This is a genomic window from Xanthomonas sp. NCPPB 3442 (assembly GCF_056725145.1).
In genome coordinates, this window is sequence record NZ_CM161514.1 from 3,973,808 (window position 1) to 3,989,323 (window position 15,516).

General features: G+C 62.3%; 10 protein-coding genes. All 10 read right to left on the reverse strand.

Features of this window, described 5'->3' with window-relative positions; genetic code table 11:
- Nucleotides 1-45 precede the first annotated feature (45 nt).
- The 10 genes from fusA to nusG all read right to left on the reverse strand — a co-directional run bounded on the left by fusA (nt 46) and on the right by nusG (nt 15,514).
- Nucleotides 46-2,163, reverse strand: a complete 2,118-nt coding sequence (fusA, locus tag AC1POX_RS17200) for an elongation factor G (RefSeq protein ID WP_008574200.1) — start codon at nt 2,161-2,163, stop codon at nt 46-48.
- Nucleotides 2,164-2,300: 137 nt separating this feature from the next.
- On the reverse strand, nt 2,301-2,768 hold the full coding sequence (gene rpsG / locus AC1POX_RS17205; protein ID WP_005917592.1) for a 30S ribosomal protein S7: 468 nt from the start codon (nt 2,766-2,768) through the stop codon (nt 2,301-2,303).
- A 12-nt stretch (nt 2,769-2,780) separates the two neighbouring features.
- Nucleotides 2,781-3,155: a 30S ribosomal protein S12 gene (gene rpsL / locus AC1POX_RS17210; RefSeq protein WP_002811712.1), complete on the reverse strand. Its 375-nt coding sequence runs from the start codon at nt 3,153-3,155 to the stop codon at nt 2,781-2,783.
- Nucleotides 3,156-3,373: 218 nt separating this feature from the next.
- The gene (gene rpoC, locus AC1POX_RS17215) at nt 3,374-7,588 is read right to left on the reverse strand and encodes a DNA-directed RNA polymerase subunit beta' (RefSeq protein ID WP_011346539.1); all 4,215 of its coding nucleotides are present in this window, start codon (nt 7,586-7,588) and stop codon (nt 3,374-3,376) included.
- Between the two features lie 100 nt (nt 7,589-7,688).
- Nucleotides 7,689-11,840: a DNA-directed RNA polymerase subunit beta gene (gene rpoB, locus AC1POX_RS17220; protein WP_029818764.1), complete on the reverse strand. Its 4,152-nt coding sequence runs from the start codon at nt 11,838-11,840 to the stop codon at nt 7,689-7,691.
- Nucleotides 11,841-12,131: 291 nt separating this feature from the next.
- On the reverse strand, nt 12,132-12,497 hold the full coding sequence (rplL, locus tag AC1POX_RS17225) for a 50S ribosomal protein L7/L12 (protein ID WP_008574194.1): 366 nt from the start codon (nt 12,495-12,497) through the stop codon (nt 12,132-12,134).
- 54 nt (nt 12,498-12,551) lie between these two features.
- Nucleotides 12,552-13,085, reverse strand: a complete 534-nt coding sequence (gene rplJ, locus AC1POX_RS17230) for a 50S ribosomal protein L10 (protein WP_005930748.1) — start codon at nt 13,083-13,085, stop codon at nt 12,552-12,554.
- Between the two features lie 542 nt (nt 13,086-13,627).
- Nucleotides 13,628-14,326: a 50S ribosomal protein L1 gene (rplA, locus tag AC1POX_RS17235; RefSeq protein ID WP_003486747.1), complete on the reverse strand. Its 699-nt coding sequence runs from the start codon at nt 14,324-14,326 to the stop codon at nt 13,628-13,630.
- 3 nt (nt 14,327-14,329) lie between these two features.
- Nucleotides 14,330-14,758, reverse strand: a complete 429-nt coding sequence (rplK, locus tag AC1POX_RS17240; protein ID WP_372356419.1) for a 50S ribosomal protein L11 — start codon at nt 14,756-14,758, stop codon at nt 14,330-14,332.
- 198 nt (nt 14,759-14,956) lie between these two features.
- Nucleotides 14,957-15,514 carry a transcription termination/antitermination protein NusG gene (nusG, locus tag AC1POX_RS17245; protein WP_011346537.1) on the reverse strand — a complete coding sequence of 186 codons (558 nt, stop codon included), beginning with the start codon at nt 15,512-15,514 and terminating at the stop codon, nt 14,957-14,959.
- Between the last annotated feature and the right edge of the window lie 2 nt (nt 15,515-15,516).

Below are 15,516 nucleotides of genomic sequence, written 5' to 3' on the forward strand. Positions count from 1 at the left end.
TAACTACCTCTAATTGAAAAATTTGTGAGAAGCGGCTGAGCGAACTCAGCCCTTCTTGGTGACGGCGTCGGCGATGTTGGCCGGTGCCTCTTCGTAGTGGTCGAACTCCATCGAGAACGTCGCACGGCCCTGGCTCATCGAGCGCAGCGAAGTGGCGTAACCGAACATTTCACCCAACGGGATCATCGCGTTGATGATCTTGCCCGACGGGCTGTCGTCCTGACCCTGCAACACGCCACGACGGCGGCTCACGTCGCCCATCACGTCACCCAGGTAATCCTCCGGGCTGACGATTTCGACCTTCATGATCGGCTCCAGCAACACCGGGCTGGCTTTCGCGAAGCCCTGCTTGAACGCCATCGATGCAGCCAGCTTGAACGCCATTTCCGAGGAGTCGACGTCATGGTACGAGCCGAACACCAGCTTGACCTTCACGCCCACCACCGGGAAGCCGGCGATCGGACCACTGGTGATCGTTTCGCGCAGACCCTTTTCGACCGAGGGGATGAATTCCTTCGGAATGATGCCGCCGGTGATGTCGTTGATGAAGAGGAAATCGTCCTTGACGTTCTCGCTCTTGCGCTCTTCCTCGGTCATCGGCGACAGCTCGATCACGACGTGACCGTACTGACCCTTACCACCGGACTGCTTGGCGTGCTTATAGTCAGACTTGACGTCGGACTTGCGGATCGTTTCGCGGTAGGCCACCTGCGGCTTGCCGACGTTGGCCTCGACATTGAACTCGCGACGCATGCGGTCGACGATGATGTCCAGGTGCAACTCGCCCATGCCCGAGATGATGGTCTGGCCGGATTCTTCGTCGGTCTTGACGCGGAACGAGGGATCTTCCTGCGCCAGACGGCCCAGGGCCATGCCCATCTTTTCCTGGTCCGACTTGGTCTTCGGCTCCACCGCCATCGAGATCACCGGCTCCGGGAACACCATGCGCTCCAGGGTGATGATCTTGTCCTGCGCACACAGCGTGTCGCCGGTGGTGACATCCTTCAGACCCACGGCAGCGGCGATGTCGCCCGCGCGCACTTCCTTGATCTCTTCGCGATTGTTGGAGTGCATCTGCAGGATGCGGCCCACGCGCTCCTTCTTCGACTTGACCGGGTTGTAGACCTGGTCGCCGGAGTTCAGCGTGCCCGAATAGACACGGAAGAACGTCAGCGAGCCCACGAACGGGTCGGTCATGATCTTGAACGCCAACGCCGAGAACGGCGCGGTATCGGTGGCAGCGCGCGTGTCTTCCTTCTCGTCTTCGTCGATACCCTGCACCGGCGGACGGTCAGCCGGCGACGGCAGCAGGTGCACGACGCCGTCGAGCATGGCCTGCACGCCCTTGTTCTTGAACGCCGAGCCGCAGAACACCGGCACGATCTCCACCTTCAAGGTGCGCTCGCGCAGACCCGACAGGATCTCCTGTTCGCTCAGGTCGCCCTCGTTGAGGTACTTGTCCATGAGGTCTTCGCTGGCTTCTGCAGCCGCTTCGACCATGAACGAGCGTGCCTCGGTCGCGACATCGACCAGGTCGGCCGGAATATCGCGGTATTCGAAGGTGGTGCCCTGCGATGCGGTATCCCAATGGATCGCCTTCATCTTCAGCAGGTCGACCACGCCCTCAAAGCCGTCTTCGGCGCCGATCGGCACCTGCATCGGCACGGCGTACGCACCCAGACGGGCCTTCAGCTGCTCAACGACCTTGTCGAAGTTGGCACCGGTACGGTCCATCTTGTTGACGAAGGCCATGCGCGGCACGGAATACTTGTTGGCCTGGCGCCACACGGTCTCGGACTGCGGCTGCACGCCACCGACGGCGCACAGCACGAACACCGCACCGTCGAGCACGCGCAAGGAGCGCTCCACTTCGATGGTGAAGTCGACGTGCCCGGGGGTGTCGATGATGTTGAAGCGGTGCTGCGGCATGGACTTGTCCATACCCGACCAGAACGCGGTAGTCGCAGCGGAGGTGATGGTGATACCACGCTCCTGCTCCTGCTCCATCCAGTCCATCACTGCAGCGCCGTCATGGACTTCGCCGATCTTGTGACTCACACCGGTGTAGAACAGGATGCGTTCGGAAGTGGTGGTCTTGCCGGCATCGATGTGGGCCATGATGCCGAAGTTGCGGTAACGCTCGATAGGGGTGGTGCGGGCCACGGGGAGCCTCTCAATTTCTTGGATTTCGGATGGCCGAACGCCGCCTTTCGGCGGCCTTCGGATTGGATGCGACGCAACATGCGTCGCAAACAGCACTCATATGGTGCTGAAGGGCCCCGTTACCAAGGCCCCCGAGGTCACCAGCGGTAATGTGCGAACGCCTTGTTCGCCTCCGCCATACGGTGGGTCTCTTCGCGCTTCTTGATCGCGCCGCCGCGGCTTTCCGAGGCGTCCAACAGTTCTGCAGCCAGCTTACGCGGCATGGTGTTCTCGCCACGCTTGCGCGCGGAATCGATCAACCAGCGCATTGCCAGCGCCATGCGACGGGAGGAACGCACTTCGACGGGCACCTGATAGGTAGCACCACCGACGCGACGCGATTTAACTTCGACAGCCGGGGCCACGTTGTCCAGTGCCTTCTGCACCAGTTCGATGGCATTCGGATTCTTTTCGCCAATGACGTCCATTGCGCCATAGACAATTTTCTCAGCAACCGACTTCTTGCCACTCTGCATCACCATATTGATGAAGCGGGCAATGGTTTCGCTGCCATGCTTTGGATCTGGCAGGACGGTGCGCTGCGGAGTAGAACCTTTACGGGACATTTGAGTATTTCCTTAGCTCTTCGGGCGCTTGGCGCCGTACTTGGAACGGCCTTGACGACGCTTGGCGACGCCGGCGGCGTCCAGCGAACCACGGACGGTGTGATAACGCACACCGGGAAGATCCTTGACGCGGCCACCGCGAATCAGGACCACGGAGTGCTCCTGCAGGTTGTGGCCTTCACCACCGATGTAGCTGATGACCTCTTCCTGGTTGGTCAGGCGCACCTTGGCGACTTTACGCAGGGCCGAGTTCGGCTTCTTCGGGGTAGTGGTGTAGACGCGTGTGCAGACGCCACGGCGCTGCGGACACTTGTCCAGTGCCGGAGAGGCACTCTTGTAGGTGGTCGCTTGCCGAGGCTTGCGGACCAGCTGGTTGATCGTCGTCATCAGTTGATTCTTCTGATTGATAGGCCGAGACGGCCTGCACGAAAACGAAGGCAGGCCGAGACCGGCCCACCGAGACAGAGAAGTATAGCTGGCAGGACGAAACTCCGTCAACTTCACGGAATCTGAACCTGCTGGCCCATCCAAGGCCGGAAAACGGAGGGCGTCCTGCCCTCCTTTTCGCCTGGCTTACGGCGGTCTTGCGACCGCCGTCGGAGCGCTTACTCCTCGTCCGCGCCAGCGTCGGCCACTGCAGCGACCGGTTCGGCGGCTGCCGGCTTGCCCGACAGCGTTTCCATTTCCGAGTCGGTCAGACCCGAGGCCTTGCGACGTCCGGCGTGATACGCCAAACCCGTACCGGCCGGGATCAGGCGACCCACGATCACGTTTTCCTTCAGACCGCGCAGGTTGTCGCGGGTGCCGCGGACGGCCGCCTCGGTCAACACGCGGGTGGTTTCCTGGAACGATGCCGCCGAGATGAACGACTCAGTGGCCAGCGACGCCTTGGTGATACCCAGCAACACCGGATCGTACTTGGCCGGCAGTTCGTTGCGCTTGACCAGGCGGGCATTTTCCTCGATGACGCGCTGGCGCTCGACCTGCTCGCCGTTGAGGAACTTGCTGTTGCCCTGGTCAACGATCTCGACCTTACGCAGCATCTGGCGCGTGATCACCTCGATGTGCTTGTCGTTGATCTTCACGCCCTGCAGGCGGTACACGTCCTGGATTTCCTTGACCAGGTATGCGGCCAGCGGTTCGACACCCAGCAGGCGCAGGATGTCTTGCGGACTCGGCTCGCCGTCCACCACGGTCTCGCCCTTGGTCACGTGTTCGCCTTCGAACACGATGATCTGGCGGTACTTGGGAATCAGCTCTTCGTGTTCCGAACCATCGGTGTCCTTGATGATCAGGCGCTGCTTGCCCTTGGTGTCCTTACCGAAGCTGATGATGCCCGAGCGTTCGGCCAGGATCGCCGGATCCTTCGGCTTGCGTGCTTCGAACAAGTCGGCAACGCGCGGCAGACCACCGGTGATGTCGCGGGTCTTGGACGCTTCCTGCGGGATCTTGGCCACCACGTCGCCCACGCCGACGGCAGCGCCGTCCTGCAGGTTGACGATGGAGCGCGGCGGCAGCAGGTACTGGGCCGGCAGATCCGTATTCGGAATCGTCAGGTCGTTGCCCTTGGCATCGACGATGCGCACGATCGGGCGCAGTTCCTTGGCCTGTGCACCGCGACGCTTCGGGTCGGTGATTTCGCGCGACGCCAGACCGGTCAGCTCGTCGGTCTTCTCGATCACGGTGACGCCGTCGACGAAGTCGATGAAGCGGATGAAACCGGCCACTTCCGACACGATCGGGTGGTTATGCGGATCCCAGTTGGCAACGCTCTGCCCGGCCTTGACCGCATCGCCGTCTTTGGCGGTGATGGTCGCGCCGTACGGCAGCTTGTAACGCTCGCGCTCGCGGCCATGGCCGTCGAGCACGGACAGTTCGCCAGAACGCGAGACCGCAACCAGCGAACCGCTGGCATGCGCCACCGACTTGAGGTTGTTGAACTTCACCGAACCGGTGGTCTTGACGGTGATGTTGTCCACCGCAGCCGCACGCGATGCCGCACCACCGATGTGGAACGTACGCATGGTCAGCTGGGTACCCGGCTCGCCGATCGACTGCGCGGCGATGACGCCGACCGCTTCGCCGATGTTGACCTGGTGACCACGTGCGAGGTCGCGGCCGTAGCAGCGTGCGCACACGCCGAACGAGGATTCGCAGCTGATGGTCGAACGCACCTTCACCGACTGCACGCTGGCATCTTCGAGCTTGGCCACCCAGGCTTCGTCGAGCAGCGTGTTGCGGGTGACGATCGGCTCTTCGTCGTTGCCCGGCAGGTACACGTCCTCGGCCACCACGCGGCCCAGCACGCGCTCGCGCAACGGCTCCACCACGTCGCCGCCTTCCACGATCGGGGTCATGATCAACCCTTCGGTGGTGCCGCAATCGATTTCGGTGATCACCACGTCCTGCGCCACGTCGACCAGGCGGCGGGTCAGGTAACCGGAGTTCGCCGTCTTCAGCGCGGTATCGGCCAGACCCTTACGGGCACCGTGGGTGGAGTTGAAGTACTCCTGCACGTTCAGACCTTCGCGGAAGTTCGCCTTGATGGGCGTCTCGATGATCGAGCCGTCCGGACGCGCCATCAGGCCGCGCATGCCGGCCAGCTGACGGATCTGCGCCTGGCTACCACGGGCACCGGAGTCGGCCATGATGTACAGCGAGTTCATCGACTTCTGGTCGATGGTCTCGCCCTTGGCGTTCTCGACCTTTTCGGTACCGATGGTGTCCATCATCGCCTTGGCGATGCGCTCGCTGGTACGCGACCAGATGTCCACGACCTTGTTGTAGCGCTCGCCGGCGGTGACCAGGCCCGACTGGTACTGCTCCTGGATTTCCAGCACTTCGGCTTCTGCCTCGGTGAGGATGCCCTTCTTCTCGTCGGGGATCAGCATGTCGTCGATACCGATCGACACGCCGGCGCGGGTTGCGTAGGCGTAGCCGGTGTACATCAGCTTGTCGGCGAACACGACGGTGTCCTTCAAGCCCAGCAGACGGTAGCTGGAGTTGATCAGACGCGAGATGTTCTTCTTGGTCATCTCGGTGTTTGCCAGCTGGAACGGCAGGCCTTCAGGCAGGATTTCGCTCAGCAGCGCACGGCCGACCGTGGTGTCCACGATCGAGGTGCCGCTGCTGCGCTTGCCGCCGGCTTCCACGTCCACCTGGGTGATGCGCACCTTGACCTTGGCGTGCAGTTCGACCACGCGGTTGTCGTAGGCGCGCTTCACTTCGCTGGTGTTGGCGAACACCATGCCCTCGCCCTTCTTGTTCTCCAGGGCGCGGCTCATGTAGTACAGGCCCAACACCACGTCCTGCGACGGCACGATGATCGGCTCGCCGTTGGCCGGCGACAGGATGTTGTTGGTGGACATCATCAACGCACGCGCTTCCAGCTGGGCTTCCAGCGAGAGCGGCACGTGGACGGCCATCTGGTCGCCGTCGAAGTCGGCGTTGAAGGCAGTACACACCAGCGGATGCAGCTGGATGGCCTTGCCTTCGATCAACACCGGTTCGAACGCCTGGATGCCCAGACGGTGCAGGGTCGGCGCACGGTTCAACAGCACCGGATGCTCGCGAATCACCTCTTCCAGGATGTCCCAGACTTCGGCTTCTTCGCGCTCGACCAGCTTCTTGGCGGCCTTGATGGTGGTGGCCAGGCCACGACGCTGCAGCTTGGCGAACACGAACGGCTTGAACAGCTCGAGCGCCATCTTCTTCGGCAGGCCGCACTGGTGCAGCTTCAGGTACGGACCGACGGTGATGACCGAACGACCGGAGTAGTCCACGCGCTTGCCGAGCAGGTTCTGACGGAACCGGCCCTGCTTGCCCTTGATCATGTCGGCCAGCGACTTCAGCGGACGCTTGTTGGTGCCGGTGATGGCACGGCCGCGACGGCCGTTGTCCAGCAGCGCATCGACCGATTCCTGCAGCATGCGCTTTTCGTTGCGCACGATGATGTCCGGCGCATTGAGCTCGAGCAGGCGACGCAGACGGTTGTTGCGGTTGATCACGCGGCGGTACAGATCATTCAGATCCGAGGTCGCGAAGCGGCCGCCATCCAGCGGCACCAGCGGACGCAGGTCCGGCGGCAGCACGGGAAGCACGGTCATGACCATCCACTCCGGACGGTTGCCCGATTCCAGGAAGGCTTCGATCAGCTTGATGCGCTTGGTGAGGCGCTTGAGCTTGGTTTCCGAACCGGTGCTGGCGATTTCTTCGCGCAGGCGGGTCATTTCCGACTGCAGGTCGATCGTGCGCAGCAGCTCGTACACCGCCTCGGCGCCCATGGCGGCGTCGAAGTCGTCGTTGTACTCCTGGCGTGCGGTCAGGTACTGCTCTTCGGTCAGCAGCTGGCGGCGCTCGAGCGGGGTCAGGCCCGGCTCGGTGACGACATAGGCTTCGAAGTACAGCACGCGCTCGATGTCACGCAGGGTCATGTCCAGCATCAGGCCGATGCGCGACGGCAGCGACTTGAGGAACCAGATGTGCGCGACCGGCGAGGCCAGGTCGATGTGACCCATGCGCTCGCGACGCACCTTGGCCAGGGTGACTTCGGTGCCGCACTTTTCGCAGACCACGCCACGGTGCTTCATGCGCTTGTACTTGCCGCACAGGCACTCGTAGTCCTTGATCGGTCCGAAGATGGCGGCGCAGAACAGGCCGTCACGCTCGGGCTTGAAGGTACGGTAGTTGATGGTTTCGGGCTTCTTCACTTCGCCGTAGGACCACGAACGGATCAGGTCCGGCGACGCCAGCGCGATCTTGATCGCGTCGAAATCCAGCGTCTGGCGCTGCTGATTGAAGAGGTTGAGCAGGTCTTTCATTTGATATCTCCGGGTCGGAGGAATTTCGTATCTGAGATGAAACCGAGGGCGTTACGTTCCGGATCCCGGCAGCGCATTGCGGCGCCGGGATCCGTCTCGATCACTCTTCCAGTTCCATGTTGATCGCCAGCGAGCGGATTTCCTTCACCAACACGTTGAAGGATTCCGGCATGCCCGCGACCATCTCGTGCTCACCATCGACGATGTTCTTGTACATCTGGTTGCGGCCCTGCACGTCGTCGGACTTCACCGTCAGCATTTCCTGCAGGGTGTAGGCCGCGCCGTAGGCTTCCAGAGCCCAGACTTCCATCTCACCGAAGCGCTGACCACCGAACTGTGCCTTGCCGCCCAGCGGCTGCTGGGTCACGAGCGAGTACGGGCCAGTCGAGCGCGCATGCATCTTGTCGTCGACCAAGTGGTTCAACTTCAGGTAGTGCATGTAGCCGACCGTGGTCTTGCGATCGAACGCTTCGCCAGTGCGACCGTCGTACAGCTGGGTCTGACCGCTCTGCGGCAGGTCGGCCAGTTCCAGCATGCGCTTGATTTCCGCTTCGCTGGCGCCGTCGAACACCGGGGTCGCCATCGGCACGCCGTCGATCAGGTTCTTGCCCAGGTTGAGCAATTCCTCATCGCTGAACTGCGACAGGTCCACGCGCTGTGCATTGATCGCGTTGTCGTGGTTGTAGATGTCGTTGAGGAACTTGCGCAGCTCGCTGACGGCGGCCTGGGCTTCCAGCATGCGCTGGATCTTGCGACCCAGGCCCTTGGCGGCCCAACCCAGATGCACTTCCAGAATCTGGCCGATGTTCATACGCGACGGCACGCCGAGCGGGTTCAACACGATGTCGACCGACTCGCCGGTGGCCATGTACGGCATGTCTTCCACGGGCACCACGTTGGAGACCACACCCTTGTTGCCGTGGCGGCCTGCCATCTTGTCGCCCGGCTGGATACGGCGCTTCACGGCCAGGAACACCTTGACCATCTTCAGCACGCCCGGTGCGAGGTCGTCGCCCTGGGTGATCTTGCCGCGCTTGTCGGCAAAACGTGCTTCGAATTCCTTCTCGTGCGCCTGGATCTGCTTCTGCGCACGCTCGATGGCGTCGGCAGCGTCTTCGTCCTTCATGCGCAGCTGGAACCAATCGGACTTCTTCAGCCCGTCCAGGTACGCGTCGGTGACGGTGTCGCCCTTCTTCAGGTTGGCGCCGCCGTTGGCGACCTTACCCACGATCTGCGAGCGCAGACGTGCGTAGATGGCCGCTTCCAGGATGCGGAACTGGTCGTCGAAGTCCTTCTTGACCCGCTTGATCTCGTTTTCCTCGATCTGGCGGGCGCGCTTGTCCTTCTCGATGCCGTCGCGGGTGAAGACCTGCACGTCGATGACGGTGCCGTCCATGCCCGGGGGCACGCGCAGCGAGCTGTCCTTCACGTCGGACGCCTTTTCGCCGAAGATCGCACGCAGCAGCTTTTCTTCCGGGGTCAGCTGGCTCTCGCCCTTCGGCGTGACCTTGCCGACCATGATGTCGCCGGCGCGCACTTCCGCACCGATGTACACCACGCCGCTTTCGTCCAGACGGTTCAAGGCCTGCTCGGACACGTTCGGGATGTCGGCGGAAATTTCCTCCGGCCCCAGCTTGGTGTCGCGCGCAACGCAGGTCAGTTCCTCGATGTGGATCGTGGTGTAACGATCCTCTTCCACCACGCGCTCGGAGAGCAGGATGGAGTCTTCGAAGTTGTAGCCGTTCCAAGGCATGAAGGCGATCAGCATGTTCTGGCCCAGCGCCAGTTCACCGATGTCGGTGGACGGGCCGTCGGCCAGCACGTCGCCGCGCGCGATCACGTCGCCCACATTCACCAGCGGGCGCTGGTTGATGCAGGTGTTCTGATTGGAGCGGGTGTACTTGATCAGGTTGTAGATATCCACGCCGGCATCGGTGCCGCCGCCGATTTCTGCCTCGTTGACCTTGACCACGATGCGGGCTGCGTCGATCTGCTCGATCACGCCACCACGCAGCGCATTGACGGTCACACCCGAGTCGCGCGCAACCGCACGCTCGATGCCGGTACCGACCAGCGGCTTCTGCGAACGCAGCGTCGGCACGGCCTGGCGCTGCATGTTGGCGCCCATCAGTGCGCGGTTGGCGTCGTCGTGCTCCAGGAACGGCACCAGCGCCGCTGCGACCGACACGGTCTGCATCGGCGAGACGTCCATGAAATGCACTTCGGACGGCGGCTTCAACAGCGATTCGCCCTGGAACCGGCACGGCACGAACTGCTCGGTGAGCATGTTCTTGGCATCGGTCAGCGCGTTCGCCTGGGCGATCACGTACTCGTTTTCTTCGATCGCCGACAGGTATTCGACGTCGTCGGAGACCTTGCCGTCCAGCACCTTACGGTACGGCGTCTCGAGGAAGCCGTACTGGTTGGTGCGGGCGAACACGGCCAGCGAGTTGATCAGGCCGATGTTCGGGCCTTCCGGCGTTTCGATGGTGCAGACGCGGCCGTAATGGGTCGGGTGCACGTCGCGCACTTCGAAACCGGCGCGTTCGCGGGTCAGGCCGCCCGGACCCAGCGCGGAGACGCGACGCTTGTGCGTCACTTCCGACAGCGGATTGTTCTGGTCCATGAACTGCGACAGCTGCGAGGAGCCGAAGAATTCCTTGATCGCAGCAGCCACCGGCTTGGCATTGATCAGTTCCTGCGGGGTCAGGCCTTCGGACTCGGCCATCGACAGGCGTTCCTTGACCGCGCGCTCGACGCGGACCAGGCCCACGCGGAACACGTTCTCGGCCATTTCGCCGACCGAACGCACGCGACGGTTGCCCAGGTGATCGATGTCATCGACCACGCCGCGACCGTTGCGGATTTCGGTGAGCACCTTGATCACTTCCAGGATGTCGGAGGTGTCGGCGTGCTCGGCGACCAGGCGCTTGGATTCTTCGTCGTTACGCTCGGCAAAATACTTCTTGTCGTACAGCACCGACTCGCCCAGCACGTCCTTGCGGCCGACGCGACGGTTGAACTTCATGCGGCCGACCGTGGACAGGTCGTAGCGCTCGAAGGTGAAGAACAGGTTGTGGAACAGGTTCTGCGCCGCTTCCTTGGTCGGCGGCTCGCCCGGACGCATCATGCGGTAGATTTCGACCAGCGCTTCCAGCTGCGTCTTGGTCGGGTCGATGCGCAAGGTGTTGGACAGGTACGGACCACGATCCAGATCGTTCACCCACAGGGTGCCGACCGCGTCGACGCCGGCCTTGCGGAAGGCAGCCAGCTGGTCTTCGTTGATCTCGTCGTTGGCATTGGCCAGCAGTTCGCCGGTGGAGCCATCGACCACGTCGTGCGACAGGATGCGACCGACCAGGTAGTCGTCCGGCACGGCCAGCGCGGCAACGCCGGCAGCTTCCAGTTGCTTGACGTGGCGCGCAGTGATGCGCTTGCCCGCTTCCACGATGACCTTGTCGCCGTCGGCCAGGTCGAAGTTCAGCGTTTCACCACGCAGGCGCTCCGGCACCAGCTCCAGCTGGACGCCCTCGTCCGGGTTGATGTGGAAGGTGTTGATCTCGAAGAACTCGGCCAGCATTTCTTCGTTGCTGTAGCCAAGCGCACGCAGCAGGATCGACACCGGCAGCTTGCGGCGACGGTCGATACGGGTGAACAGCGCATCCTTCGGGTCGAACTCGAAGTCCAACCACGAGCCACGGTAAGGAATGATGCGGGCGCTGTACAGCAGCTTGCCCGAGCTGTGGGTCTTGCCACGATCGTGGTCGAAGAACACGCCCGGCGAGCGATGCAGCTGCGAAACGATCACGCGCTCGGTGCCGTTGACGATGAAGGTACCGTTGCCGGTCATCAGCGGAATTTCGCCGAGATAGACCTCCTGCTCCTTCACGTACTTGATCGCCTTGGTCGACGACTCGCGGTCGTAGATCACCAGGCGCACGGTCACGCGCAGCGGCGCGCCATAGCTCATGCCGCGCTGACGGCATTCACGCTCGTCAAACACCGGCTGACCCAACTTGTAACCGACATACTCCAGCGCAGCGTTGCCGCTGTAGCTGGAAATCGGGAACACCGACTTCAATGCCGCGTGCAGACCGAGGTCCTTACGCTTGTTCGGCTCCACGTCTTCCTGCAGGAATTCGCGGTAGGAATCCACCTGGATGGCAAGCAGGAACGGCACTTCGAGGATCGAGCGCTGCTTACCGAAGTCCTTGCGGATACGCTTTTTTTCGGTGAACGAATAAGACGTCATGAGGTCTTCACCCTAGGCTGCGGGGGCCACATCGCGGCGGCCCTGAAATAACAAAATTGTCAGTTGGAAGTCGCTGGTATTGCCGGCACCAGCACGCCTTCTCCCGCTACTTCCAACTACCAACTCGGTGAGGCCGGGATCGGGAATCGAGAAATGGGAATCGGATGATCGCGCGATGCTGCACTGCGATTGTCCAATCCCGATTCCCCTCCGAAACGGCCAAAGGCCGGGAGCTTTACGCTCCCAGCCTTCAGTGCATCACCATGAAACGCTGGCGATGCAAGGTGCTGCTTACTTGATTTCGACAGTCGCGCCAGCTTCGGTCAGTTCCTTCTTGATCTTCTCGGCTTCGTCCTTCGAAGCGCCTTCCTTCAGCATGCCACCGGCTTCGGTCAGATCCTTGGCTTCCTTCAGACCCAGGCCGGTCACGGCGCGCACGGCCTTAATGACGCCAACCTTGTTGGCGCCACAGTTGGTCAGCACCACGTTGAACTCGGTCTGCTCTTCAACCACGGCGGCCGGGCCAGCTGCAGCAGCAGCGACCGGGGCAGCGGCGGAGACGCCGAACTTTTCTTCGATGGCCTTGACCAGCTCCATCACTTCCATCAGGGACTTCTCGGCGATGGCGTCGACGATCTGTTCGTTGGTAAGGGACATTGTGATTACCTTTAAATGATTTTCTGGATTGGGGTTCTAGCGAACGCTAGGACATCAAGCTTCGGCAGTCTCGGCAACCGGCGCGGCGGCTTCGTCGCCACCACCCTGCTTGTCGCCAACGGCCTTGACGGCACGGGCGAACATGGCAGCCGGTTCGGACAGCACGCGGGCCAGCATGGCCAGGGCCTGGTCACGGGTCGGCAGCGAGGCCAACACGTCGACGTGTCCCGCCGGGAACAGTTCCCCGCCGATGGACACGACCTTGGCCTGCAGCTTGTCGTTGCTCTTGGCAAATTCCTTGATCAGGCGACCGGCTGCGCCGGGCTCCTCCATCGAAAACGCATACAGCAAAGGACCGACCAGCTTGTCAGCAGCGACAGCGAAATCAGTACCTTCAACGGCGCGCGCGGCCAGGGTGTTCTTGACAACTTTCAAGAACACGCCGGTTTCGCGGGCCTGCTTACGCATCGCGGTCATCTGGGAGACCGTGGTGCCAGCGTATTCGGCGGCGATCAGGGAGTGGGCCTTGGCGGCGATGTCTGCCAGCTCGGCGACTACTTCTTGCTTCTGGGACAGATTGAGAGCCATTGCACTCCTCCGTTAAAGCCGGGATTCGGGATTGGTACTTCGGGATCCGTCACAGCGATCACGCCGTTGCCAGATCTCACATGCCGAATCGTCATCCCCGCTTCAAACTACTCCGCTCGCGGCTCCTGCCGGTTGCGGTCCAGGGCAGCCTCCTTCCTGGAAGCCGGGAACATCGACCGATGTTCCTTTGGTGGCCGTTCTAGACCTGGAGTGGACTCGATCCGGGATGTCCCAGACGCGCGTAAACCAGAAAGCTCCAGAAGGGCGACACCATCTACGCCGGCCGGTTCGACACGAACCAATTAAGCGATCCCGCTGCATCGACGGCGACTCCTTGCCAGTGCGAGCATCCGTGCCCGTCGTCGATCTGCGCTGACCGCGCCTGCGGTCTTTGACGGCTACCGCCGGACGTGCCGGCGATCGCCTTCAAAATGTCCGTTGCCCCAAAGGAGGGAACGGACTCCCAGCACACGGTGACCCGGGCCGGAAAAACAATGCTGTACTGCCAAATACGTCAGGCGCATGACGCCGGACGCATTCGCTTACTTCAACGACAGGCTCGACTGATCCACCGTCACGCCCGGACCCATGGTCGAGCTGACCGACACCTTCTGCAGGTAGGTACCCTTGGAGGTGGCCGGCTTGGCCTTGACCAGATCCAGCAACAGCGCCTGCAGGTTCGACTTCAGCGCTTCGTCGTCGAAGCTGGCCTTGCCGATCGTGCAGTGGATGATGCCGGCCTTGTCAGTGCGGTAGCGCACCTGGCCCGACTTGGCATTCTTGACCGCTTCGCCCGGATTGGCCGACACGGTGCCGACCTTCGGGTTCGGCATCAAGCCGCGCGGACCCAGCAGGGTGCCCAGCTTACCGACGACGCGCATGGCGTCCGGGGTCGCGATGACCACGTCATAGTTCAGATCGCCGGCCTGCATCTTCTCGGCCAGGTCGTCCATGCCCACCGCCTCGGCGCCCGCAGCCAGGGCTTCGTCGGCCTTGGCGCCTGCCGGTGCGAACACTGCAACGCGCACGCTCTTGCCGGTACCGGCCGGCAGCACGGTGGAACCGCGCACCTGCTGGTCGGACTTCTTGGCGTCCACGCCCAGGCGCACGGCGACGTCGATCGACTCGACGAACTTGGCCTTGGTGGCAGTCTTCAGGATCTTGATTGCGTCTTCGAAGGCATAGGTCTTGCCCGGAACGACAGCGGCCGTGATGGCCTTAACGCGCTTGCTCTGTGCCATGTCTTAGCCCTCCACCGTCAAACCCATGCTGCGGGCAGAACCCGCAATCGTGCGCACCGCCGCTTCCAGCTCGGCTGCCGTCAAATCGGCTTCCTTGACCTTGGCGATTTCTTCCAGCTGCTTGCGCGTCACCTTGCCCACCTTGTCGGTGTTGGGACGCTTCGAGCCGGAGGTCACGCCTGCGGCCTTCTTGAGCAGCACGCTGGCCGGAGTGCTCTTGGTGACGAACGTGAAGGTACGGTCGGAATACGCGATGATGATCACCGGCGTCGGCAGACCCGGCTCCAGCTTCGACGTCGCGGCGTTGAATGCCTTGCAGAATTCCATGATGTTCAGACCGCGCTGACCCAGTGCAGGGCCGACCGGCGGTGCAGGGTTGGCCTGACCGGCCTTGACCTGCAACTTGATGAAAGCAGTAATCTTCTTAGCCATTTCAATACTCTCCGGGTGCTAGCGCCTGACCTGCAGGCTCCCCATCGGACCGGGATTCACGTGTCCCGGCTTCACGTTGTTGACCACACACGCAGATGGCCGCCATGCGGCAGCCATTGGTTCCAGGCGGTTCGCCAGGACAGCGAGCCGCGCACTATAGCAGCATTTGGGGCGAGCGCCTAGCTGGCGCCCGCAGGGTCAGCCCTTCTCGACCTGACCGAATTCGAGCTCGACCGGCGTGGAGCGGCCGAAGATGAGCACGGCAACCCGCAGCCTGCTCTTTTCGTAATTGACTTCCTCGACAACGCCATTGAAGTCGTTGAACGGACCCTCGGTGACGCGCACCATCTGGCCCGGCTCGAACAACACCTTCGGACGCGGCTTTTCGACGCCATCCTGCACTCGCTGCAGGATCGCATCCGCTTCTTCGTCGCGAATCGGCAGAGGACGGTCGGCGGTACCGCCGATGAAACCCATCACCTTCGAAGTCTCCTTCACCAGGTGCCAGCTTTCGTTGTCGATGCGCGGAATACCGCCCTCTTCATGCGTTTCGATCTGCACCAGCACGTAGCCGGGGAAGAACTTGCGCTCGGACCGACGCTTCTGGCCGGCGCGCATTTCGATGACCTCTTCGGTCGGCACCAGCACGTCGCCGAAACGGTCTTCCATTTCGGCGCGCGCGATACGGTCACGCAATGCCTGCGCAACGGATTTTTCGAAGCCTGAATAGGCGTGAACGACATACCAACGCTTCACTG